General features: G+C 62.9%; 18 protein-coding genes. 9 read left to right on the top strand and 9 right to left on the bottom strand.

Features of this window, described 5'->3' with window-relative positions; all coding sequences use genetic code 11:
* The first annotated feature begins 209 nt into the window (after nucleotides 1-209).
* Nucleotides 210-1,112, top strand: a complete 903-nt coding sequence (locus SB756_RS03865; RefSeq protein WP_410910213.1) for a LysR substrate-binding domain-containing protein — start codon at nucleotides 210-212, stop codon at nucleotides 1,110-1,112.
* Between the two features lie 8 nt (nucleotides 1,113-1,120).
* Here the strand turns inward: SB756_RS03865 and SB756_RS03860 are convergent, their stop codons facing one another.
* Nucleotides 1,121-1,999: a DMT family transporter gene (locus SB756_RS03860; protein WP_341798427.1), complete on the bottom strand. Its 879-nt coding sequence runs from the start codon at nucleotides 1,997-1,999 to the stop codon at nucleotides 1,121-1,123.
* A 246-nt stretch (nucleotides 2,000-2,245) separates the two neighbouring features.
* Between SB756_RS03860 and SB756_RS03855 the strand changes: the two genes are divergently transcribed.
* Nucleotides 2,246-3,070, top strand: a complete 825-nt coding sequence (locus SB756_RS03855; RefSeq protein ID WP_410910212.1) for an aldo/keto reductase — start codon at nucleotides 2,246-2,248, stop codon at nucleotides 3,068-3,070.
* A gap of 173 nt (nucleotides 3,071-3,243) precedes the next feature.
* On the opposite strand, the gene SB756_RS03850 is transcribed toward SB756_RS03855, so the two are convergent.
* The 5 genes from SB756_RS03850 to SB756_RS03830 all read right to left on the bottom strand — a co-directional run bounded on the left by SB756_RS03850 (nucleotide 3,244) and on the right by SB756_RS03830 (nucleotide 8,595).
* Nucleotides 3,244-5,340 carry a putative bifunctional diguanylate cyclase/phosphodiesterase gene (locus tag SB756_RS03850; RefSeq protein ID WP_341798425.1) on the bottom strand — a complete coding sequence of 699 codons (2,097 nt, stop codon included), beginning with the start codon at nucleotides 5,338-5,340 and terminating at the stop codon, nucleotides 3,244-3,246.
* A gap of 163 nt (nucleotides 5,341-5,503) precedes the next feature.
* Nucleotides 5,504-5,998: a GNAT family N-acetyltransferase gene (locus SB756_RS03845; protein ID WP_410910211.1), complete on the bottom strand. Its 495-nt coding sequence runs from the start codon at nucleotides 5,996-5,998 to the stop codon at nucleotides 5,504-5,506.
* Nucleotides 5,999-6,182: 184 nt separating this feature from the next.
* Nucleotides 6,183-7,118, bottom strand: a complete 936-nt coding sequence (catA, locus tag SB756_RS03840; RefSeq protein ID WP_341798423.1) for a catechol 1,2-dioxygenase — start codon at nucleotides 7,116-7,118, stop codon at nucleotides 6,183-6,185.
* A 43-nt stretch (nucleotides 7,119-7,161) separates the two neighbouring features.
* Nucleotides 7,162-7,452: a muconolactone Delta-isomerase gene (catC, locus tag SB756_RS03835; RefSeq protein WP_234228043.1), complete on the bottom strand. Its 291-nt coding sequence runs from the start codon at nucleotides 7,450-7,452 to the stop codon at nucleotides 7,162-7,164.
* 21 nt (nucleotides 7,453-7,473) lie between these two features.
* The gene (locus SB756_RS03830) at nucleotides 7,474-8,595 is read right to left on the bottom strand and encodes a muconate cycloisomerase family protein (RefSeq protein ID WP_016499204.1); all 1,122 of its coding nucleotides are present in this window, start codon (nucleotides 8,593-8,595) and stop codon (nucleotides 7,474-7,476) included.
* Between the two features lie 134 nt (nucleotides 8,596-8,729).
* On the opposite strand from SB756_RS03830, the gene SB756_RS03825 reads away from it, so the two are divergent.
* Nucleotides 8,730-9,602: a LysR family transcriptional regulator gene (locus SB756_RS03825; protein ID WP_410910210.1), complete on the top strand. Its 873-nt coding sequence runs from the start codon at nucleotides 8,730-8,732 to the stop codon at nucleotides 9,600-9,602.
* A gap of 115 nt (nucleotides 9,603-9,717) precedes the next feature.
* Here SB756_RS03825 and SB756_RS03820 read toward each other — a convergent pair whose 3' ends face one another.
* On the bottom strand, nucleotides 9,718-11,124 hold the full coding sequence (locus SB756_RS03820) for an amino acid permease (protein WP_410910209.1): 1,407 nt from the start codon (nucleotides 11,122-11,124) through the stop codon (nucleotides 9,718-9,720).
* 87 nt (nucleotides 11,125-11,211) lie between these two features.
* Nucleotides 11,212-12,243, bottom strand: a complete 1,032-nt coding sequence (locus SB756_RS03815; RefSeq protein WP_410910208.1) for a histone deacetylase family protein — start codon at nucleotides 12,241-12,243, stop codon at nucleotides 11,212-11,214.
* Between the two features lie 123 nt (nucleotides 12,244-12,366).
* Here SB756_RS03815 and SB756_RS03810 point away from each other — a divergent pair, with 123 nt between their 5' ends.
* Nucleotides 12,367-12,849 carry an Lrp/AsnC family transcriptional regulator gene (locus tag SB756_RS03810; RefSeq protein WP_016499200.1) on the top strand — a complete coding sequence of 161 codons (483 nt, stop codon included), beginning with the start codon at nucleotides 12,367-12,369 and terminating at the stop codon, nucleotides 12,847-12,849.
* Between the two features lie 205 nt (nucleotides 12,850-13,054).
* Here SB756_RS03810 and SB756_RS03805 read toward each other — a convergent pair whose 3' ends face one another.
* On the bottom strand, nucleotides 13,055-13,966 hold the full coding sequence (locus SB756_RS03805) for a LysR substrate-binding domain-containing protein (protein ID WP_410910207.1): 912 nt from the start codon (nucleotides 13,964-13,966) through the stop codon (nucleotides 13,055-13,057).
* 97 nt (nucleotides 13,967-14,063) lie between these two features.
* Between SB756_RS03805 and SB756_RS03800 the strand changes: the two genes are divergently transcribed.
* The 5 genes from SB756_RS03800 to SB756_RS03780 all read left to right on the top strand — a co-directional run bounded on the left by SB756_RS03800 (nucleotide 14,064) and on the right by SB756_RS03780 (nucleotide 20,553).
* Nucleotides 14,064-15,155: a tartrate dehydrogenase gene (locus tag SB756_RS03800; RefSeq protein WP_016499198.1), complete on the top strand. Its 1,092-nt coding sequence runs from the start codon at nucleotides 14,064-14,066 to the stop codon at nucleotides 15,153-15,155.
* 194 nt (nucleotides 15,156-15,349) lie between these two features.
* Nucleotides 15,350-16,948: a BCCT family transporter gene (locus tag SB756_RS03795; protein WP_049274213.1), complete on the top strand. Its 1,599-nt coding sequence runs from the start codon at nucleotides 15,350-15,352 to the stop codon at nucleotides 16,946-16,948.
* Between the two features lie 120 nt (nucleotides 16,949-17,068).
* Nucleotides 17,069-18,190, top strand: a complete 1,122-nt coding sequence (locus SB756_RS03790) for an aromatic ring-hydroxylating oxygenase subunit alpha (RefSeq protein ID WP_410910206.1) — start codon at nucleotides 17,069-17,071, stop codon at nucleotides 18,188-18,190.
* Nucleotides 18,191-18,268: 78 nt separating this feature from the next.
* Entirely contained in the window at nucleotides 18,269-19,240 is a 972-nt protein-coding gene (locus SB756_RS03785; protein WP_410910205.1) for a PDR/VanB family oxidoreductase, read from the top strand.
* Nucleotides 19,241-19,473: 233 nt separating this feature from the next.
* Nucleotides 19,474-20,553, top strand: a complete 1,080-nt coding sequence (locus SB756_RS03780; RefSeq protein ID WP_410910204.1) for a PAS domain S-box protein — start codon at nucleotides 19,474-19,476, stop codon at nucleotides 20,551-20,553.
* Nucleotides 20,554-20,568: the final 15 nt, after the last annotated feature.

Here is a 20,568-nt window from a genome sequence, read left to right as displayed (position 1 = left end):
ACACGGGGCCACGGGAAAGACTAGACGAGCTTGGGCAGAGTTCTAATAGAGTGGCTGTTAGGGGTTGATAGGCTGGCTCTGTCAGGTTTGCTTGTGCTGGCCTCTTCGCAGGTGAACCCGCGAAGAGGCCAGCACATTCATACAAGGCAAGCAGGCCAGCGGCGTGCTTCAATACACCGCCAAGCCCTCTATTCCGGAACCTGAGCCCAATGAACCGCAACGACCTGCGCCGCGTTGACATGAACCTGCTGGTGCTGTTCGAAGCCTTGATGATCGAACGCAACCTGACCCGCGTCGGTGAAAAGCTGTTCATCACCCAGTCCACCGTCAGCGCCGCCCTCGCCCGCCTGCGCGAGCTGTTCGACGATCCGTTGCTGATCCGCAGTGGCCGGGCCATGGAACCCACGCCAAGGGCCCTGCAGATTTTTGCCGAACTGGCGCCAGCGATGGACGTGATTTCCGCCGCCATCAGCCGCGCCCGCGAATTCGACCCGGCCAGCAGCTGCAATGTGTTCCGCCTGGGCCTGTCGGACGATGCCGAGTTCGGCCTGTTCCCGGCCTTGCTGCAGGCCCTGCGCGAAGAAGCCCCGGATATCAGCGTGGTTGTGCGGCGCGCCAACTTCCTGCTGATGCCTGGCCTGCTGGCCAGCGGCGAAATCTCGGTAGGTGTGAGCTACACCACCGACCTGCCAGCCACGGCCAAACGCCGCAAGCTGCGCGACATCGGCGTGCGCGTGCTGCGCGCCGACGACCGCCCCGGCCTGCTGACCCTCGACGAATACTGCGCGCGCCCGCATGTGATGGTGTCGTTCTCCGGCGACATGAGCGGCAACATCGACCTGGACCTGGCGCGCATCGGCCGTTGCCGCAAGGTGGTGCTGGCGGTGCCGCAGTTCGGCAGCCTGCGCGCCCTGCTGCGCAACACCGAGCTGATTGCCACCGTGCCGGACTACGCCGCCTGCGCCCTGGCCGACGACGGTAGCCTGCGCGCCGACCCGGCGCCGTTCGACATCTCCGAGGCCGAGCTGTCCATGGTCTGGAGCGGCGCCCAGGACAACGACCCGGCCGAGCGCTGGCTACGCGAACGCATCCTGCAGTTCATGGCCCGGTAGGTAATCACTCACTTCTTGCGCTGCATCCACGCCGCGCCCAGCCCACTGAGGCAGATCACCGAAATTCCCGCCAGGCTCAGGCTATCCGGCACCTGGCTATAGAATAGAAGCCCAAGCAACCCGGCAAACACGATCTGGCAGTAGCTGAACGGTGCCAGCAACGCCGGTGCCGCATGGCGGAAGGCCTGGGTCAGCAGCAGGTGCGCAGTCATGCCAAAGCCACCTAGCGCCAGCATCAGCAGCGCATGGTCCCAACGCGGCACCACCCAGAAGAACGGCACCAGTGCACTCATTGCCAGGGTGTTGCACAGCCCTGCATAGAAGTTGCTGGTGGTCGGGCTGTCATGCGCAGCCAGAATGCGCGTCAGCAACTGATAGAAGCAGAAGCCCAACGCCGAACCGAAAGGATACAGAATGGCCGGGGTAAACATCGCCCCACCCGGGTGCACCACCACCAGCACGCCGATAAAGCCCATCACCACCGCCACCCACTGCCCCACCGTCACCCGTTCTTTCAACAGGGGTGCCGATAACGCGGTGACCAGCACCGGGGCAAGAAAGTTGACCGCAGTGGCCTCGGCCAGCGGCAAGTATTGCAGGCCAGTGGTAAACAGCAGGCTGGTGCTCAGCAGGCTCAAGGCCCGCAGCGTCTGCAACACCGGGCGGCGCGTACGCAGCACGTTAAGGCCTGACTTGGGCAGGAAGATGCCGGCCATCAGCAGCGTATGCACCACGTACCGGGCCCACACCACCATGACGATCGGGTACAGGCCGCCGAGGAATTTGGACAAAGCATCGTGGCTGGCAAACAGCAACGTCGCCACCACCACCAAGGCGATGCCGCGCAGGGGTTGGTTGACGCCGGACAGCGGTGTACTGGAACTCATGGCTCTCTCGATGACGGCGCGCCAGCAGGCAAGCCCAGGGAAGGCCGCACAGGCGTGGCCTGGCGGATGCGACTGCTCGAATTCTAGAAGAGATGCCGCAGCATAAGGAAGTTCATTTGCCGCTTGTCCACGCCGGCTGCAATTACTGTTCGCTGATCGACCACTTTGTGCCTTGAACGCATGGCCCGGGCCTCGCTGATCACCCACCATCGAGTGCGAACCCTGCACACCCTACAAGGAATTTACATGCAAAGGCTCACCACCCGTAACGGTCTGGACCTGCCAGCAATCGGCCTGGGCACCTGGCCAATGACCGGCACCGAATGTACCCAGGCCGTGCACCGGGCGCTGGACGTGGGTTACCGGCACATCGACACTGCCACCGCCTACGAAAACGAAGCGGCCGTTGGCCAGGCCCTGCGCGACAGCGACGTGCCACGCGAGCAGATCCACCTCACCACCAAGGTGTGGTGGGACCGCCTGGAGCCCAAGGCCATGCGCCAGTCGCTGGAAGACAGCCTGCGCGCCCTGGGCACCGAGCAGGTCGACCTGTTCCACATTCACTGGCCCGGCAAGGATTGGGACCTGGCACGCAGCATCGACACCTTGGTAGCGCTGCGTGACGAGGGCAAGGCGCGCCACATTGGCGTGGCCAACTTCCCGCTGGGCCTGCTGCGCCAGGTGGTGGAAACCCTGGGTGCGCCGTTGTCGGCGATCCAGGTGGAATACCACGTACTGCTCGGCCAGCAACCGCTGCTCGACTACGCCCGCCATCATGACCTGTTGCTCACCGCCTACACCCCGCTGGCCCGCGGCCAGGCGGTGGCGCAGCCGGTGATCCAGGCGATTGCCCGCAAGCACGGCGTGCTGCCCAGCCAGGTGGCGCTGAAGTGGTTACTGGACCAGGACGGTGTGGCGGCGATCCCAAAGGCCAGTAGCCGCGAGAACCAGCTGGCCAACCTGGCAGCATTGAACGTGCAACTGGACGACGAGGATCGCGCGGCGATTGCCCAATTACCGAAAGACCAGCGGGTGGTGAGCCCGGCGTTTGCGCCAGACTGGAATAGCTGAAATTCGTAAGCGCGACACGGACCTTGTGGGAGCGGGCGTGCCCGCGAAGAAGCCAACTCGGTGGCTGGCACCGGCTGCGCCGGTGTTCGCGGGCATGCCCGCTCCCACAAGGATTGCACAAGCTCTTAAAATTTGAGCAAGACAATTACCCCCACAATGGGCTGCGTGAGCCGTCAGCTAGGCGTTATGACCTGCTTCAACCGCTCACTCGCCGGTGCCGGCCGCCCGTACAGGTAGCCCTGGAAATGCGAGCACCCTTCCGCCGCCAGCCGGCGCATCTGCTCTTCCGACTCCACCCCCTCGGCCGTGGTCTTGATCATCAGGCTGTTGGACAGGTCGGTAATGGCACGGATGATCGACATCGCCTCACGGCTTTCGCACATGTCATGCACGAACGACTTGTCGATCTTGATCCGGTCGAACGGGAACGACCGCAGGTAGCCGAGCGATGAATACCCGGTGCCGAAATCGTCCAGCGAAATGGACACGCCCAGGTCTTTCAGCGCGCGCAAGGTGCGCACGTTTTCCTCGCTGTTACCCAGCAGCACCGACTCGGTGATTTCCAGCTCCAGGCGCTGCGCCGGTAGGCCCGAGTCGGCCAGGGCCAAGGCCACAACCTGCACCAGGTTGGCATTCTTGAACTGCACCGGCGACAGGTTGACCGACACCGTCTGCTCGCTGTCCCAGCTGGCCGCTTCCTGGCAGGCCAGGTTCAAGGCCCGGGTGCCCAGCTCATGAATCAACCCGGTTTCCTCGGCAATGGGGATGAAGTCCATGGGCATCACCATGCCACGGCTCGGGTGCTCCCAGCGCAGCAAAGCCTCGTAGCCGGTGATGCAGTGGGTCTGCTGGTCGACCACCGGCTGGTAGTGCAGTAGCAACTGGCCCAGGTGCAGCGCAGTACGCAGGTCGGTTTCCACCAGGCGGCGCTGGCGGGCTGCAACGTCCAGTTCGACCTCGAAGCACTCGTAGCGGTTTCGCCCGTTGCGCTTGGCCTCGTACAGCGCCATGTCGGCATAGCCGAGCAACTGCTCGGCCTGGTCATTGTCATCGGGGGCAATGGCAACGCCGATGCTCACCCCCACCGTGAACTGGTGGCCTTCGATCTGGAACGGCGGGCAAATGGCATTGATCAGGCGCTGTGCGGTGTTGCACGCGGCATCGCGGCCATCAAGCCCGGTCAGCACCACGGCAAACTCGTCACCGCCCAGGCGGGCCAGGGTGTCGTGTTCACGCAGCTCACGGCGCAGGCGCTTACCCAACTCACGCAGCAGCTTGTCGCCGAAGGCATGGCCCAGGGAATCGTTGATGTTCTTGAAGTTATCCAGGTCCAGGCACAGCGCAGCGGTCAGCTTGGCGTTCTCGCTGCCACGCACCAGCGCCTGGCGCAGGCGTTCGTTGAACAGCGTGCGGTTGGGCAGCCCCGTGAGCGCGTCATGGTGCGCCATGTGGTGGATCTGCGCGTGGGCGGCCAGTTCCTCGGTGGCATCCTCGGCAACAAACAGCACGTAATCAGCCTGGCCTTCGCGGTTCTGGCTGAGCAAGGTACGGCTGCGCAGGGTACGCGGGCCACGGGCGGTGTCGACCCGGGTCTCGGCAGCATGGCCTTTGGTGCTACGGGCGCCACGGGCCAGCTGCTGCTCAAGGTAGTCGGCAGCCGCCGGGCTCAGGCACTCGCCAGGCAGTTGGCCGATCATGCTGCGCTCTGGCCCGCCGAACAGGCGCTCGGCCTGCTGGTTGGCCAGCAGGATACGCTGGCTCTCCAGGTCCTGGACGATGACGCTGGCGGGGATATTGGCAATGACCGAATCCAGGAACTGCGAAAGCTTGGCCATTTCCTGGCTGTACTGCTCGGCCAGTTCCTTGGCCTGCAGCAGCTCCAGCTCCTGACGGCGGCGTTCGGAAATGTCGCGGGTAACCTTGGCAAAACCCACCAGTTGGCCGGCATCGTCGTACACCGCGTCGATCACCACATGGGCGTGGAAGGCCGAGCCATCCTTGCGCATGCGCGAACCGATTTCTTCAAAGCGCCCGGTGCTGCGCGCCTGCTCCAGGTTATGCGCGGGCAACCCGGCGGCGCGCTCGGCATCGGTGTAGAACAGCGAGTAATGCTGGCCGACGATTTCCTCGGCGTGGTACCCCTTGGCACGCTGAGCGCCGGGGTTCCAGTTGGCGACGACACCTTCGGGGGTGAGCATGTAGATGGCATAGTCCACCACACTCTGAATCAATAGCCGGTACATGATGTCGGGGCTTGCGACTAACGACATGAACTTTACCTGAACCTTCGAAGCGCATGAAAAGGGACCCCGGCAAGCAGTGGCCGGGCTTCTGAAAGCGTTGATGGCATTATGCCGCTCATGACGATTTTGTGAAGTAGCTCACAAAAATGTCGCTATTCCTCTTCAAGGACGAACGAAGGCGGGCAAGCCCTCAATGGCGGGCGCCGCTCACCAGGAAACTGAGCAGGTCCGGTTCATCAGCCAGGGCAATGGCCTGCGCCGGGCGCGACAGGTTCGCCAGCACGGCCTTGCAGAACGCCACGGCCGGGGCATCTTGTGCGTAGCACCGCAGCAACCAGTCGCCCTCGCCGCACAGCAACTGCAACGCCACCGCTTGGCCGATGCCCTGGCGGCGGTATTTTTTCAGGATGAACAGGTCAGCCAGTTCCAGCGCGTCGATGCCCGGCAATTCGCTGCGTTCCACCAGTACGAAGCCGGCGATGAAGCCGTCCGCCAGCACCAGGTAGGCGCCCCAGCCGTCGTCCTGCCAGTAGCGGTGCAGGTGCTCGTCGTGGATATAGAAGCGGCCGTCCACTTCGACGTCCTCCTGCTCCCAGTCGGAGGACTCGTAGGAATAGAACTGGTAGAGGTTGCGGATCAGCGGGGCCTGGTCAGCGGTGGTTGGCAGCAGCGCGATGGGCAGCATAGGGTGGGGCTCAGGCAAAAGGTCGATTCTAGATCACCGGGCCCAACAGCAAAAAGCCCAGGCCCTCCCCGCACGGAAAGGCCCAGGCAAAAACACAGCGAAAAATGGTCAGCACTTTGGGGGCGCTACGCGCCCCTTTCGCGACACAAGGCCGCGAATGGGCTGCGCGGCAGCCCCAACGGTTTCAGCCTTCCTGCAACGCACGCGGCCGGTGGCTGCGTGCCTCGGCCTCCAACGCCGTGGCCCCCTGCAGGTGGAAGTCGAACGCCAGTTCGGCAAAACGCTCGCCTTGAACGCCGCGGTCACGCGCCGCCGCAGCATCCTCGACAAAGCGCAGCTCGCCGATCAGCCCGTCACGGGTGGCGTAGGCAAAGTCGTCCCACAGGTACTTGTCACCCTCGAAGTTGATCTGCGTGGTCAGGTGGCGGTGCCCGGGTGCCGAGATGAAGAAGTGCACATGCGCCGGGCGCTGGCCATGACGCCCGAGCAGGTCCAGGCATTCCTGGGTCGGGCCCTGCGGGTCGCAGCCATATCCCGATGGCACGATGGAGCGCGCACGGTAGCGGCCCTCGGCATCGGTGATGATGCGGCGGCGCAGGTTGTACTCGGACTGGGTCGAGTCGAAGTACGAATATGTACCTTGGGTGTTGGCGTGCCAGAGGTCGACGGTAGCGCCGGCCAGCGGCTTGCCTTCGGCGTCGAACACCTGGCCTTTCAGGAACATCACCACCCCTGGGTCGGTGCCGTCGTCCATGCGCGCTTCGCCTTGTACCAGCGGCGCCCCGGCGACATACAGCGGGCCTTCGATGGTACGCGGGGTGCCGCCACCCAGGCCGGCTTCGGCATCCTTGGCGTCCTGCAGCAGGTCGAGGAAGTGCTCGATGCCCAGGCCTGCAGCCAGCAGGCCAGCTTCGTTACGGCCACCCAGGCGGTTGAGATAATCAATGGCGTGCCAGAACTCGTCTTCGGTGATTTCCAGGTCTTCGACCAGGCGCGCGGTGTCTTGCAGCACACGCAGGATGATCTGCTTGAAGCGTGGGTTGCCTTCGGCGTGGTCCAGGCCCGCCACTTTGTTGAAGAAGGCTTGAATGTCGGCAGTGTGGGAAATTTTCACGGTCATCGTGCGTACCTCATATTGTTCTTGTCAGGTAGACAGGTGCGTATCAGCGGTCGTCGCTGTGGATCGACGAGGGATGCCGGCACAGGCCGTCGACCTCGATGTCCATGTAAGGGAACAACGGCAGTTGCATCAGGGTGTCGTGCAACGACTCGACGCTGGGCACATCGAACACGCTGTAGTTGGCGTAGTGCCCGGCAATGCGCCACAGGTGGCGCCAGGTCCCTTCACGTTGCAGGCGCTGGGCCAGTTCCTTTTCATCGGCCTTGAGCTGGGTGGCCTTGGCCGGGTCCATGTCCACCGGCAGTTTCACGGTCATCTTCACGTGGAACAGCATGATTATCTCCTTGTTTGCTGATCAGCGACGGGCGAAGCGCGCCAGGCGCTGTTCGTCCAGGGTCAGGCCCAGGCCTGGGGTACGGGGAATGTGCAGCTGGAAGTCGCGATATTGCGGCGGCTCGTTGACGATTTCTTCGGTCAGCAGCAGCGGGCCGAACAGCTCGGTGCCCCAGGTCAGTTGGCGCAGGGTGAGGAAGGCGTGGGCCGAGGCCAGGGTGCCGATCGAGCCCTCGAGCATGGTGCCGCCATACAGGCCGATACCGGCGGCCTCAGCGATTTGCGCGGTGCGCAGCACGGCACGCGGGCCGCCGTTCTTGGCGATTTTCAGGGCAAAGATGCTGGCGGCGCCGTCGGCGGCCAGGCTGAAGGCATCCTCGACGCTTTCGATGGACTCATCGGCCATGATCGGTGCAGGGCTGCGCTGGTTCAGGCGCACCTGGCCACCGCGGTTGATACGCGAAATCGGTTGCTCGATCAGGTCGATGCCGTTGTCGCCAAGCACCTGGCAAGCGCGGATGGCCTGGGATTCGTCCCAGTACTGATTCACGTCCACTCGCACACTGGCGCTGTCGCCCAGTTCGCGTTTTATCGTCACCACGTGTTTGAGGTCCTGCTCCACCGGGTTGGCGCCAATCTTCAGCTTGAACACCCGGTGGCGGCGAATTTCCAGCATGTGCCGGGCTTCGGCGATATCACGGGCCGTGTCGCCACTGGCCAGGGTCCAGGCCACTTCCAGGCTGTCGCGCACGCGGCCGCCCAGCAGTTCGCTGACCGGCAGGCCCAGGCGTTTGCCCTGGGCATCGAGCAAGGCGCTTTCGATACCCGACTTGGCAAAAGTGTTGCCCTTGGCCAGCTTGTCAAGCTTGAGCATGGCGGCGTTGATGTTGTCCGCCGCCAGGCCGATCAGTGCCGGGGCCAGGTGGGCGTCGATGTTGGCCTTGATGCCCTCGGGGCTTTCGTAGCCATAGGCCAGGCCACCGATGGTGGTGGCCTCACCGATACCTTCCACGCCATCGCTGCAACGCACACGCAATACCACCAGGGTCTGCTGCTGCATGGTGTGCATTGCCAGCTTGTGCGGGCGAATGGTCGGCAGGTCGACGATAATTGCATCAATACGTTCAATCAGCGCGCTTGTCATTGTTGCCAGGTCCCGTCAGGTCGGGCTGCCAGTTGCAGGCCCGAATGGTGCATTACTTGATTGTTCAAGGATTGCGCGAGACCCTGATGAACGTCCAATATCAAATGAATCTCCCACCATACCCTGGAGGTCTGATGGAGCTGCGCCACCTGCGTTACTTCAAGGTCTTGGCCGAGACCCTGAACTTCACCCGCGCCGCCGAGCTGCTGCACATTGCCCAACCGCCCTTGAGCCGGCAGATCAGCCAGCTGGAGGACGAGCTCGGCACCTTGCTGGTAGCGCGCGAACGCCCTCTGCGGCTGACCGAGGCCGGCCGCTTCTTCTACGAGCAGACCTGCACCGTACTGCAGCAACTGCAGAACATCAGCGACAACACCCGCCGCATTGGCCAAGGCCAGCGCCAGTGGCTGGGCATCGGCTTTGCCCCCTCGACCCTGTACAACGTGCTGCCAGAGCTGATCCGCGAGCTGCGCCAGGACAGCGAGCTGGAACTGGGCCTGAGCGAGATGACCACGCTGCAGCAGGTGGAAGCGCTGAAGAGCGGGCGCATTGACATCGCCTTCGGGCGCATTCGTATCGAGGACGCGGCCATTGCGCAACAGGTCCTGCGTGAAGACCCGCTGGTGGCCGTGCTGCCCAAGGGCCACCCGCTGGCGGGCAGCCCGCTCAGCCTCGCCCAGCTGGCTGGCGAAGCGTTCATCCTCTACCCGGCCAACCCCCGGCCCAGTTATGCCGACCACGTGCTTGCGCTGTTCGCCCAGCACGGCATGAGCATCCGCGTCAGCCAGTGGGCCAACGAACTGCAGACGGCCATCGGCCTGGTGGCCGTCGGCGTGGGGGTAACCCTGGTGCCAGCATCGGTACAACAGCAGCACCGCACCGATATCGAGTATGTCGGCTTGCTTGATAGCAGCGCCGTCAGCCCAATCATACTGAGCCGGCGCAAGGGTGACGTGAGCCCGATCGTGCAGCGGTGCCTGGGGTTGATCGAGCAACAGGCACCATGAACAAACCTTGCACCCTGTGGGAGCGGGCGCGCCCGCGAACACGGGCAGAGCCCGTGCCATCCACCGAGTCGCCTGCTTCGCGGGCATGCCCGCTCCCACAGGGTATGTGTTGTGCTCAGGAATGTGCTTGAGCGCGGCGGCGGTAGGCCAGCAGCAGGAACACGAACCACAACGGCATCACGCACAGCGCCAACCGGGTATCCGGCTGCAGCGCCAGCAGCACCAGCACAAAGCCGAGGAAACCCAGGGTGGTGATGGCCATCGGCACCCCGCCCGGCAACTTGAACGCCGAGGCGTCGTGCGCAGTCGGGTTGCGTTTGCGATAGGCAAGGTACGCCGCAAGGATCATCGACCAGGTAAAGATCACCAGGATTGCCGACACGGTGGAAATCAGCGTGAACACCGTCATCACCTCCGGGATGATGAACAGCAGGCTCAACCCGATCAGCATGCACACGCCGGAAAACACCAGGCTGTACACCGGCACGCTCAACGCCGAAAGCCTGGCGAACAGGGCCGGCGCGTTACGCCGCTCGGCCAGCCCGAACAGCATCCGGCAGCCCGAGTAGACACCGCTGTTGGCCGAAGAGGCTGCCGAGGTCAGCACCACGAAGTTGATCATGCCGGCCGCCGCGGGGAAGCCGGCCAGCAGGAACAGCTCGACGAAGGGGCTGCGGTTGGCCGGCACCTCGGCCCACGACACCACGCTGATGATGCACACCAGCGCCAGGATGTAGAACAGCAGAATGCGCAAGGGGATAGTGTTGATGGCCTTGGGCAGCGAGCGATGCGGGTTCTTTGCCTCGGCGGCGGTGGTGCCGATCAGTTCGGTGCCGGCAAAGGAAAACACGGCAATCGGGAAGCCGGCAAAGAACCCGCTGATGCCATGGGGGAGCACGGCGCCCGGCGCGACCACGTTCGACAGCGAAGCAACCACGCCATTGGGTGAGGTATAGGAGGTGGCGATCATCACCGCCGCTGTGATGATCAACAGCACGATGGCGACGATCTTGATGATGCCGAACCAGAACTCCACCTCGCCAAAAATCCGCACCGCCAGCATGTTCAGCCCCAGCAGCACGAACAGGGTGAAGAACGCGGGTAGCCAGGCCGGTGCATCGGGGTACCAGTACTGGAAGAACCCGGCCACCACGACCACGTCGCCGACCACCGCCACGCTCCAGCTCAGCCAGTACGACCAGCTCAGCACAAAGCCGGCGCGCGGCCCCAGGTAATGGGCAACGATGTCGGCGAACGACTTGAAGCGCAGGTCGGACAACAGCAGCTCGCCCATGGCGCGCATGACGAAGAACACGAAAAACCCGAGGATGGCGTACACCAGCAGAATCGAGGTGCCGGACAGCGCGATCACCTTGCCGGAGCCCATGAACAGGCCGGTGCCGATGGCGCCGCCTATGGAAATCAGCTGAATGTGGCGGTTTTCCAGTGTGCGTTGCAGGTGCCCTTCACGGTCGGGCGTTACCGGTTTGCTTTGCTCAAGGCTTGCGGGCATGTCTTGCATGGCGATCTCTTGTTATTGTTGGCCTGTCACATGTCGCGGTGCCGTAACAAAGCCCTTTACAGGCTTCGCCACGGCTGGTTACGCGGGTTAGCGCGCGCTTTCGAACCCTTGCAGGGTGTTCACGGCGTTGATGCCGATTTCGTCGACCATGTAGCCGCCTTCCATCACGAACAGGGTCGGGATACCCGCACTGGCGATCTCGGCGCCCATGCGCAGGAAGTCTTCGCTGGTGAGCTTGAAGTGGCTGATCGGGTCATCCTCGAAGGTGTCGACCCCCAGCGACACAACCAGAAACTGCGGCTTGTGCGCGACAATGCGCTTGAGTGCATCCTGCAAAGCCGGCTGGTACTGGGCCCAGCGCGTGCCCTTGCCCATCGGGTAATTGGCGTTGAAACCCTCGCCAGCGCCTGTGCCTTGTTCATGGGCGTAGCCGGAAAAGTACGGGTAGGACACGTGCGGGTCGCCATGCAGGGAGGCGAAGAACACATCGGGGCGATCGTAAAAGATGTTCTGTGTGCCGTTGCCGTGGTGGAAGTCCACATCCAGCACGGCAACGCGTTTGGCGCCTTGGCTCAGGCAGCGCTCGGCTGCGATGGCGGCGTTGTTCAGGTAGCAGTAGCCGCCCATGTATTCCCGTGCTGCATGGTGCCCCGGTGGGCGGCACAGGGCGAAGGCGCTGTCGGCACCGTCGATGATGCGCTGCATGCCGGTCAAGGCAACGTTGGCGCTGCTGCGCACCGCCTCCCAGGTGCCGGCGGTGATCGGGGCCCCCGCGTCCATGGCATAGAAGCCCAGCTTGCCGTCGATGAAGCCGGGCTCACGGTCAATGGCCAGGTCGCGCACTGGCCACACCAGCGGCAGCGCATCGTGGGTTTTGCCGGTATCGGCCCATTCCGACCAGGCGTTTTCCAGGAAGCTTACATAGCGCTCGCTGTGCGCCGCCACGTAGCAGCCACGGTCGAAGGCCTGTTCGGCAATGACATCGCCAAGGCCGGTGCTGTGCACCCGGGCCAGCACGGTGTCGGCACGCTGGGGGTTTTCGAACGATGGCGTAATGGCGCCGTCCTTGAGTTCCGAGCCATGGTGCAAGCGGTGGTTGTTGCTAAATACTGTCAGCACACGAATGTCCTTTTTCAAGGGGTTACCGGATAACCAATTTTCGCGACAGAGCGGTGAAAATGCTTTGCTTTATGCTCAATCAAACTGGATGCTTGAGCAAAGCATTCACAAGGTTGGCCACCTATGAGCAAAGCCTTTGCTATTGAACAACTGGACGACACCGACCGCGAGCTGCTGCGCCTTTTGCAGGAGGACGGCACCCTGTCGAGCGCTGCGCTGGGCGAGCGTTTGTCGATGACCGTGACGCCCTGCTGGCGCAGGCGCAAACGGCTGGAGGAGCTGGGCATCATCAAGGATTACCAGGCCAACCTCGACCGCAGGAAGCTGGGCTACGACGTGATGGCGTTTGCCCAGGTGCGCTTTGGCAACCATTCGGCCAACGCACCGGATGAGTTCGAGCAGGTGATCCTGAAGCTGCCGCAGGTGCTGTCCTGCCACAAGGTGACCGGCGAGGCTGACTATGTGCTGACGGTGTTGGCAAATGACCTGGAGAGTTATGGGCGATTCGTGGAAGAGGTGTTGCGCCGTCAGCCAGGCATTGCCTCGATCCAGTCGAGCCTGGCGTTGCGCGAAGTGAAGGCGGTTTCCCGAATACCCGTGCCCTGAAACCCACCGCGCTGCGCTTTTGATTTTTGTAGGAGCAGCCTTGTGCTGCGAAGAGGCCATTGCAACCGAAGATAATCTTCAGCCTTACCGGCCTCTTCGCAGCACAAGGCTGCTCCTACCGGGTCATGCGTTAGCCTGATTGATGGTGCAAGACAGTTGATCCCACAAAAAATCAAAAGCAGACCGCGCATGATTTGGGTGCAGCCTACTCCGGCAAGCTGTAGCGCTCGGCAAAGTACTGGCGGAAAAAGTCCACCGCCACCCGCACCTTGGCCGAACTGGCCAGCGGCGAGGTGTACACCGCCCAGATGTCCGCCGGCTGGTGATAAGCCTCCAACACCTGCACCAGGCGCCCGTCCTGCAAGCTGTCGTGCACGTCCCACCATGAACGCAGCAGTATCCCGCGCCCGTCCAGGCACCACTGGTGCGCCACTTCGCCATGGTTGGTCGACAGGCCGCCGGTCACCCGCACGCTTTCTTCACCCAGCGGACCCATCAGTTGCCACACGCCGAACGGGTGGTCGCGCTCCTTGATCACCAGGCAGTCGTGGCTGCCCAGGTCGCCCAGCACCTTGGGCGTGCCGCGCCGCGCCAGGTACGCCGGGGCGGCGCACAGTACACGGCGGTTTCGGGCCAGCGGCTTGGCGATCAGGTTGGGGGCGATGGCGTTGCCCACGCGGATGTCCAGGTCGACACCTTCGGCAATCAGGTCCACCAGGCGGTCGTGCACATCCAGGCGAATGTCCAGCCGCGGGTAGCGCTCGGCCAACTCCGACAGAGCCGGCGCCACGAAGCGCCGGCCCAGCCCCAGGCTGCTGGCAATGCGCAACTGCCCGGCCGGCTCGCGGTGCTGGGCACTGATGTCATCGCCCATGCGCTGCACGGCGTCGAATATCTGCAATGCCCATTGATACACCCGCTCGCCCTCCTCGCTCACCGTCACCCGCCGGGTGGTGCGGTGCAACAGGCGCACTTCCAGGTTTTGCTCAAGCATGCGAATGCGCTTGCTGATGTACGCCGCCGACATGCCCAGCTCGTCGGCCACGGCCGCGAAGCTGGCGCGCTTGGCCACTTGCAGGAAGATATTGAGGTCGTCGAGGCTGGGCAGATTATTCACGTATCGTGTTCCAAGAATCCATGATTGGCCAGATTATCTCCGGACCAAGCCCTTATAGCATGACCAGCACCTGTTCCCTAGACAACGAGTGCACCCCATGAGCAAGACCTTCAGAATCGCGGCAATCCCAGGCGACGGCATCGGCAACGAAGTACTGCCTGAAGGCATTCGGGTGGTCGAGGCCGCTGCGCGCAAGCATGGCCTGGACATCAGCTTCGAGTTCTTCGAGTGGGCCAGCTGCGACTACTACCTGGCCCACGGCAAGATGATGCCGGACGACTGGTTCGAACAGCTCAAAGGTTTCGACGCCCTGTACTTCGGTGCCGTTGGCTGGCCAGACAAAGTGCCGGACCACATCTCGCTGTGGGGTTCGCTGCTCAAGTTCCGCCGCGACTTCGACCAGTACGTGAACATTCGCCCGGTGCGCCTGTTCCCCGGCGTACCCTGCCCGCTGGCTGGTCGTGAACCCGGCGACATCGACTTCGTGGTCATCCGCGAAAACACCGAAGGCGAGTACTCGTCGCTGGGCGGGCGCATGTTCGAAGGCACCGAGAACGAGTTCGTGCTGCAGGAATCGGTGTTCACCCGCCGTGGCGTCGACCGCATTCTCAAGTATGCCTTCGAAGTGGCCCAGACCCGCGAGCGCAAGCACGTCACCTCGGCCACCAAGTCCAACGGCATGGCCGTGAGCATGCCGTACTGGGACGAACGCACCGCCGCAATGGCAGCCAATTATCCGGAAATCAGCTGGGACAAGCAGCACATTGATATCCTCTGCGCCCGCTTCGTACTGCAACCAGACCGCTTCGATGTGGTCGTGGCCTCGAACCTGTTCGGCGACATCCTGTCCGACCTCGGCCCGGCCTGCGCCGGCACCATCGGCATCGCGCCATCGGCCAACCTGAACCCCGAGCGCAAGTTCCCGTCGCTGTTCGAGCCGGTGCACGGCTCGGCCCCGGACATCTACGGCAAGAACATCGCCAACCCGATCGCGATGATCTGGTCCGGTGCGCTCATGCTCGATTTCCTCGGCAACGAAGGCACCGACCCACGCTACCGCGCTGCCCATGATGACATCCTCAAAGCCATCGAGCAGGTCATCGCCGCCGGTGACGTAACCCGCGACATGGGTGGCCAGCAGTCTACCCAGCAAGTGGGCCAGGCCATCACCGCGCTGATCGAAGCCTGATGTACCTGGGGCCGATTGTCAGAAGTGTCTGACAATCGGCCCTTTGCCTCTTGCGAGCGGCGTGGATTGTATGCAAAATCTGTTAACCATTAGATATTAGTTAACTTGTAGTTAACAGCCAAGGAAGGAGTGGTACCGCAACACCCCGGATGCCTGCCGGGTATAACAAGTACGCCAACGTCCAGGAGACGATGATGTCGCACAAGAATAAAAAGATTGATGTATTCCTGATTACCGTGAGCCTGATCGCCGTACTGCTCACCGTGATAGGCCTTGCAGCCTTCCCCGCCCAGGCTGAAAGCGCCGCCAACCAGTTGTTCGAGCTGTCCACCCGCACCTTCGGTACCAGCGTGCAGGTGCTGGTGTTTGGCAGTACCCTGGCCGTGCTGTACCTGGCCTTCAGCAAGTACGGCAACATCCGCCTGGGCAGTGGCAAGCCTGAATACGCCACCGCCACCTGGGTGTTCATGTTCATCTGTGCCGGCATGGGTTCGTCGACCCTCTACTGGGGCGTGATGGAATGGGCCTATTACTACCAGACCCCGGGCCTGAACATCGCCGCGGCCACCCCCAAGGCACTCGAGTACAGCGTGGGCTACTCGTTCTTCCACTGGGGCATCAGCGCCTGGTCGATCTACGCCCTGGCCTCATTGGCCATGGCCTACCACTTCCATGTACGCAAGAAGAGCGGCCTGAACCTGGCTTCGGTTATCGAAGCGGTGACAGGTTTCAAGGCCACCGGGCCGGTGGGCCGTACCGTCGACCTGATCTTCCTGCTGACCATGATGGGCGCACTGACCGTGTCGCTGGCCCTCACCGCCTCTACCCTGACCCGCGGCCTGCATGACCTGACCGGCACCCCGGATACGTTCACCGTGCAATTGATGGTGATCGGCGGCGTGGCGGTGATGTTCTCGCTCAGCTCCTACATCGGAATCGATGGTGGCCTGCAGCGCCTGAGCAAGATGGTGTGCATCGGCGCGCTGGTGTTTGCCGCGGTTGTGCTGTTGGTGGGCCCGACCCAGTTCACCCTCAACAACACTGCCAACTCGATTGGCCTGATGATCCAGAACTACGTGCACATGAGCCTGTTCACCGACCCGGCGGGCGACGGTGCCTTTACCCGCAACTGGACGGTGTTCTACTGGCTGTGGTGGGTGTCGTACGCCCCGGGCGTGGCCATGTTCGTCACCCGCGTTTCGCGCGGCCGGCAGATCAAGGAAGTGGTCCTGGCCCTGCTGCTGGGGGGCAGCTTCGGTTGCTGGTTCTTCTTCGGCGCGCTGGAAAGCTACAGCATGCACCAGTTCATCACCGGCGCCGTGGATGTGCCGAAAATGCTCGCCGAACAAGGCGGCGAATCGGCCGTGACACACCTGCTGCTGGCCTTGCCGTGGGGCCAGGTGTTCCTCGGTGTGTACCTGTTCATCATGGCCATCTTCTGTGCTTCGCACATGGACGCCGCGGCTTATGCGGTGGCTGCCACCAGCACCCGCAACCTGCGTGAAGGTGACGACCCGACACCCACCCACCGCCTGTTCTGGTGCGTGGTGCTGACCCTGGTGCCACTGGCCATGCTGTTCGCCAAGGCCTCGCTGTCGACCATGAAGACCGCCGTGGTGCTCACTGCAATCCCGTTCATGGTGATTCTGCTGGTGAAGATATATGGCTTCTTCAAGTGGATGATCGCCGACTACGGCCAGGTACCGGCCCACGTCATCGAAGAAGAGGCTGCACGGATGGCCGGTGAGCAACCTGCCGACCATGCCCCGCGCAGCGCTGCTGCCGTGCATTGATTGAATCATAGGGGCCGTACCGCGGCCTCTTTAAATGGCTGCAAAATTTTTTGCCTGATCTGTTAACCAACAGATACGCGTTAACCAATAACTATAAACCGAGCTTGTGAGAAACCTGTCATGAACGACTTCAAACGCCTGCCCGCCGATTTCTGTGCGAACGCCGACGAGGCCTTCACCATCCCGGCCAATTTCTACACCAAGGCCGCGGTCTTCGAACACGAGAAAGAAGCCATCTTCGCCCGCAGCTGGATTTGCGTGGGCCACCGCAGCGAAGTGGCGGACAACAATGCCTACATCACCCGCGACGTGATTGGCGAAAGCATCATCGTCGTGCGCGGCCGTGACAGCGTGCTGCGTGCGTTCTACAACGTCTGCCCGCACCGTGGCCACCAGCTGCTCAGCGGCAGCGGCAAGGCCAAGAACGTCATCACCTGCCCGTACCACGCCTGGACCTTCAAGCTCGACGGCGAACTGGCCCACGCCCGCAACTGCGACAACGTGGTCAATTTCGACAAAGAGAACTCCACCCTGGTGCAGCTGCGCGTCGAGGAATACGCCGGCTTCATCTTCATCAACATGGACATGGATGCGGGCTCCGTCGAAGACCAGCTGCCAGGCATGCAAGCACGCATGCGCGAAGCCTGCGCGGTAATCGACGACCTGCACCTGGCGGCGCGCTTCGTCAGCGACACCCCGGCCAACTGGAAGTCGATCGTCGACAACTACCTGGAGTGCTACCACTGCGCCCCGGCCCACCCAGGCTTCTCCGACTCGGTCGACGTCGGCCAGTACAGCCACACCATGCACGGTAACTGGACCCTGCAATATGGCCTGGCCAAGCCTTCGGAGCAGTCGTTCAAGTTCGACGAAAACGTGAAAGACCCGTCGTTCGCCGGCTTCTGGGCCTGGCCGTGCACCATGTTCAACGTGCCGCCAGGGGCCAACTTCATGACCGTGATCTACGAGTTCCCGGTCGATGCCGAAACCACCCTGCAGCACTACGACATCTACTTCCTCAACAAGGAAATCACCGAAGAGCAGCAGAAGCTGATCGACTGGTACCGCGAAGTGTTCCGCCCAGAAGACCTGCGCCTGGTCGAAAGCGTGCAGAAGGGCCTGAAGTCGCGCGGCTACCGTGGCCAGGGCCGGATCATGGCCGACCGCGAGCGCAGTGGCATGAGTGAACACGGCATTGCCCACTTCCACAACCTGATCGCCGTGGCCCACCTCGACGATTGATGGCAACCGCTCCACGTTTATTTGCACGTAAAGGTGCGCGGCAGGGCCTGCCGCGCACCCAGGCAGTCGAGGTGAACCATGGCCAACACTTATGAAATGTTCAGCGTACGCGTAACCGACGTGGAACACGCCACGCCGCTGATCAAGCGCTTTACCCTGGCCCGAGAAGACGGCGCGGCGATGCCCGCCTTCACCGGCGGCAGCCACGTCATCGTGCAGATGCAAGGCGCCGACGGCAGCCAGTTCAGCAATGCCTACTCGTTGATGAGCGACCCGCGTGACACCCGCAGCTACCAGATCGGCGTGCGCCTGGAAGAACAGTCCAAGGGCGGCTCGGCGTTCATGCACCAGCAGGTGGAAGTCGGCACCCGCCTGACGATCTCCTCGCCCAACAACCTGTTCGCCCTGGACCCTTCGGCTGGCCGCCATGTGCTGATTGCCGGCGGCATCGGCATTACCCCGTTCCTGGCGCAACTGCATGAGCTGGAAGGCGGTAGCGCCGACTACGAGCTGCACTATGCCTTCCGCGCGCCAGAGCACGGCGCGTTCCAGGACCAGCTGGCCAAAGGCCCGCACGCCGCCAACACGCGGTTCTACATCGACAGCCTCGACCGCAAGCTTGATTTGGCCGCCCTGTGCGCGGGGCTGGACGAGCAAGCGCACTTGTACGTGTGCGGCCCCAAACCGCTGATCGACGCGGTCATCGCCTGCGCCGCCCAGGCCGGCATTGCCGAGCAGCGCGTGCATTGGGAACAGTTTGCCGCCACCCCGGTCACCGGCAGTGCCTTTACCGTAGTGTTGGCGCAATCGGGCGTGGAACTGCAGGTGGAAGAAGGCATGACCATTCTGCAGGCCATCGAGAAGTCCAAGGCTGCCAAGGTCGAGTGCCTGTGCCGGGAAGGCGTGTGCGGTACGTGCGAGACGGCCATCCTTGAGGGTGAAGCCGAGCACTATGACCAGTACCTGAGCGATGAAGAGAAAGCGGCGCAGCAGAGCATCATGCTGTGCGTTTCCCGCGCCCGCACTGCGCGGCTGGTCTTGGACCTTTAACAGGTTTTCCAGGTCACCACGGCTTCTGTGGGAGCGGCCTTGTGTCGCGAAAGGGGTGCGCAGCGCCCCCATCAATCTCGCGTTGGGGTAGAGATTGTCGGGGGCGCTGCGCACCCCTTTCGCGACACAAGGCCGCTCCCCCATTGACCGCGTAAAGCCGCAGCCTCGTCAACCAAAAGTTGACAGCTTGGGTATACTGGCAGGCTCTTGGCCCAGATCAGGACACCCTGCCGATGTTGGAAAACAGCTTCGCCTTCCGCCTCAAGGAACTGCTCGAGCATCACAAGCTGACCCTGCAAGCCGTGGGCACGGCCTTGGGCATTTCGCGCACCGCCGTGCACAAGTGGACCCGCGGCGGCGAGATCGACTACGACAACCTGCGCAAGCTGGCCGACTTTCTCAAGGTCAACTGGATCTGGCTGCGCTATGGCGACGAAGCACTGCAGAACATCCAGCAACCGCAGGTGGTCGAGCTGCCGATGACCGACGTGCGCCGGCGCCTGACCGCCGAGATCATGGAAAGCGAAACGCGTATGAAGCTGGCCCAGGAAGGCGCACGCATCGTTACCTGGGAATGGAACCTGATCAGCGACGAAGTCACCTACTCGCCCAACGTCGAGCAGGTCTATGGCTGGCCCGTCCATCACAACGAAGACTTCTGGAAGCACCTGCCCGACGAAGATGTGCAGCGCATGCAGGTGATGTACGCCGATGCGGTGGCCGACGGCAGTGGCTGTGAATGCGACTTCCGCATCACCCGCCCGGACGGTGAAGTCCGCTGGATTTCTTCCCGCGCCACAGTGGTGCGCGACAGCGCCGGGCGCTCGGTAAAGATGGTTGGCATCAGCATGGACAACACCGAACGCCAGGTGGCCCAACAGGCGCTAAGCCAGAGCGAGGAACGCTTCCGGGCGATCTTCGAGCTGGCCTGGGGTGCCCTGGCCTACATCGACCCGGACGGCACCTGGCAGCGGGTCAACAACAGCCTGTGCGAGTTGCTGGGCTACAGCGCCGATGAACTCTACGGCATGACCTTCCAGCAGATCACCCACGCCGACGACCTGACGCAGAACCTGCAACTGCTGCAACGCATGCTGGCCGGTGAAACCGAGCGCTACGAAGTGGAAAAACGCGTGCGCCACAAGAACGGCGAGTACATCTGGGTACGCGCCCGCACCTCGCTGCAGCGCCGTGGCAATGGCGAACCGGAACACCTGATCAGCGTTTTCGAAGACATCAGCGCCGAGCGCCAGGAACATGAACGGCTCCAGGCGCACATTGCCGCCCTGGAAGCCCGCCTGGCGGCTTCGTGAGCAGGCTTACGCGAA

The organism is Pseudomonas sp. SIMBA_068, from assembly GCF_046534705.1.
Lineage (GTDB): Bacteria > Pseudomonadota > Gammaproteobacteria > Pseudomonadales > Pseudomonadaceae > Aquipseudomonas > Aquipseudomonas putida.
This window is presented reverse-complemented; position numbering and strand designations above follow the sequence as displayed.

Coding starts and splice junctions, on each gene's coding strand:
- SB756_RS03865 (WP_410910213.1), top strand. CDS start 210: ATGAACCGCAACGACCTGCGCCGCGTTGACATGAACCTGCTGGTGCTG.
- SB756_RS03860 (WP_341798427.1), bottom strand. CDS start 1,999: ATGAGTTCCAGTACACCGCTGTCCGGCGTCAACCAACCCCTGCGCGGC.
- SB756_RS03855 (WP_410910212.1), top strand. CDS start 2,246: ATGCAAAGGCTCACCACCCGTAACGGTCTGGACCTGCCAGCAATCGGC.
- SB756_RS03850 (WP_341798425.1), bottom strand. CDS start 5,340: ATGTCGTTAGTCGCAAGCCCCGACATCATGTACCGGCTATTGATTCAG.
- SB756_RS03845 (WP_410910211.1), bottom strand. CDS start 5,998: ATGCTGCCCATCGCGCTGCTGCCAACCACCGCTGACCAGGCCCCGCTG.
- catA (WP_341798423.1), bottom strand. CDS start 7,118: ATGACCGTGAAAATTTCCCACACTGCCGACATTCAAGCCTTCTTCAAC.
- catC (WP_234228043.1), bottom strand. CDS start 7,452: ATGCTGTTCCACGTGAAGATGACCGTGAAACTGCCGGTGGACATGGAC.
- SB756_RS03830 (WP_016499204.1), bottom strand. CDS start 8,595: ATGACAAGCGCGCTGATTGAACGTATTGATGCAATTATCGTCGACCTG.
- SB756_RS03825 (WP_410910210.1), top strand. CDS start 8,730: ATGGAGCTGCGCCACCTGCGTTACTTCAAGGTCTTGGCCGAGACCCTG.
- SB756_RS03820 (WP_410910209.1), bottom strand. CDS start 11,124: ATGCAAGACATGCCCGCAAGCCTTGAGCAAAGCAAACCGGTAACGCCC.
- SB756_RS03810 (WP_016499200.1), top strand. CDS start 12,367: ATGAGCAAAGCCTTTGCTATTGAACAACTGGACGACACCGACCGCGAG.
- SB756_RS03800 (WP_016499198.1), top strand. CDS start 14,064: ATGAGCAAGACCTTCAGAATCGCGGCAATCCCAGGCGACGGCATCGGC.
- SB756_RS03795 (WP_049274213.1), top strand. CDS start 15,350: ATGTCGCACAAGAATAAAAAGATTGATGTATTCCTGATTACCGTGAGC.
- SB756_RS03790 (WP_410910206.1), top strand. CDS start 17,069: ATGAACGACTTCAAACGCCTGCCCGCCGATTTCTGTGCGAACGCCGAC.
- SB756_RS03785 (WP_410910205.1), top strand. CDS start 18,269: ATGGCCAACACTTATGAAATGTTCAGCGTACGCGTAACCGACGTGGAA.
- SB756_RS03780 (WP_410910204.1), top strand. CDS start 19,474: ATGTTGGAAAACAGCTTCGCCTTCCGCCTCAAGGAACTGCTCGAGCAT.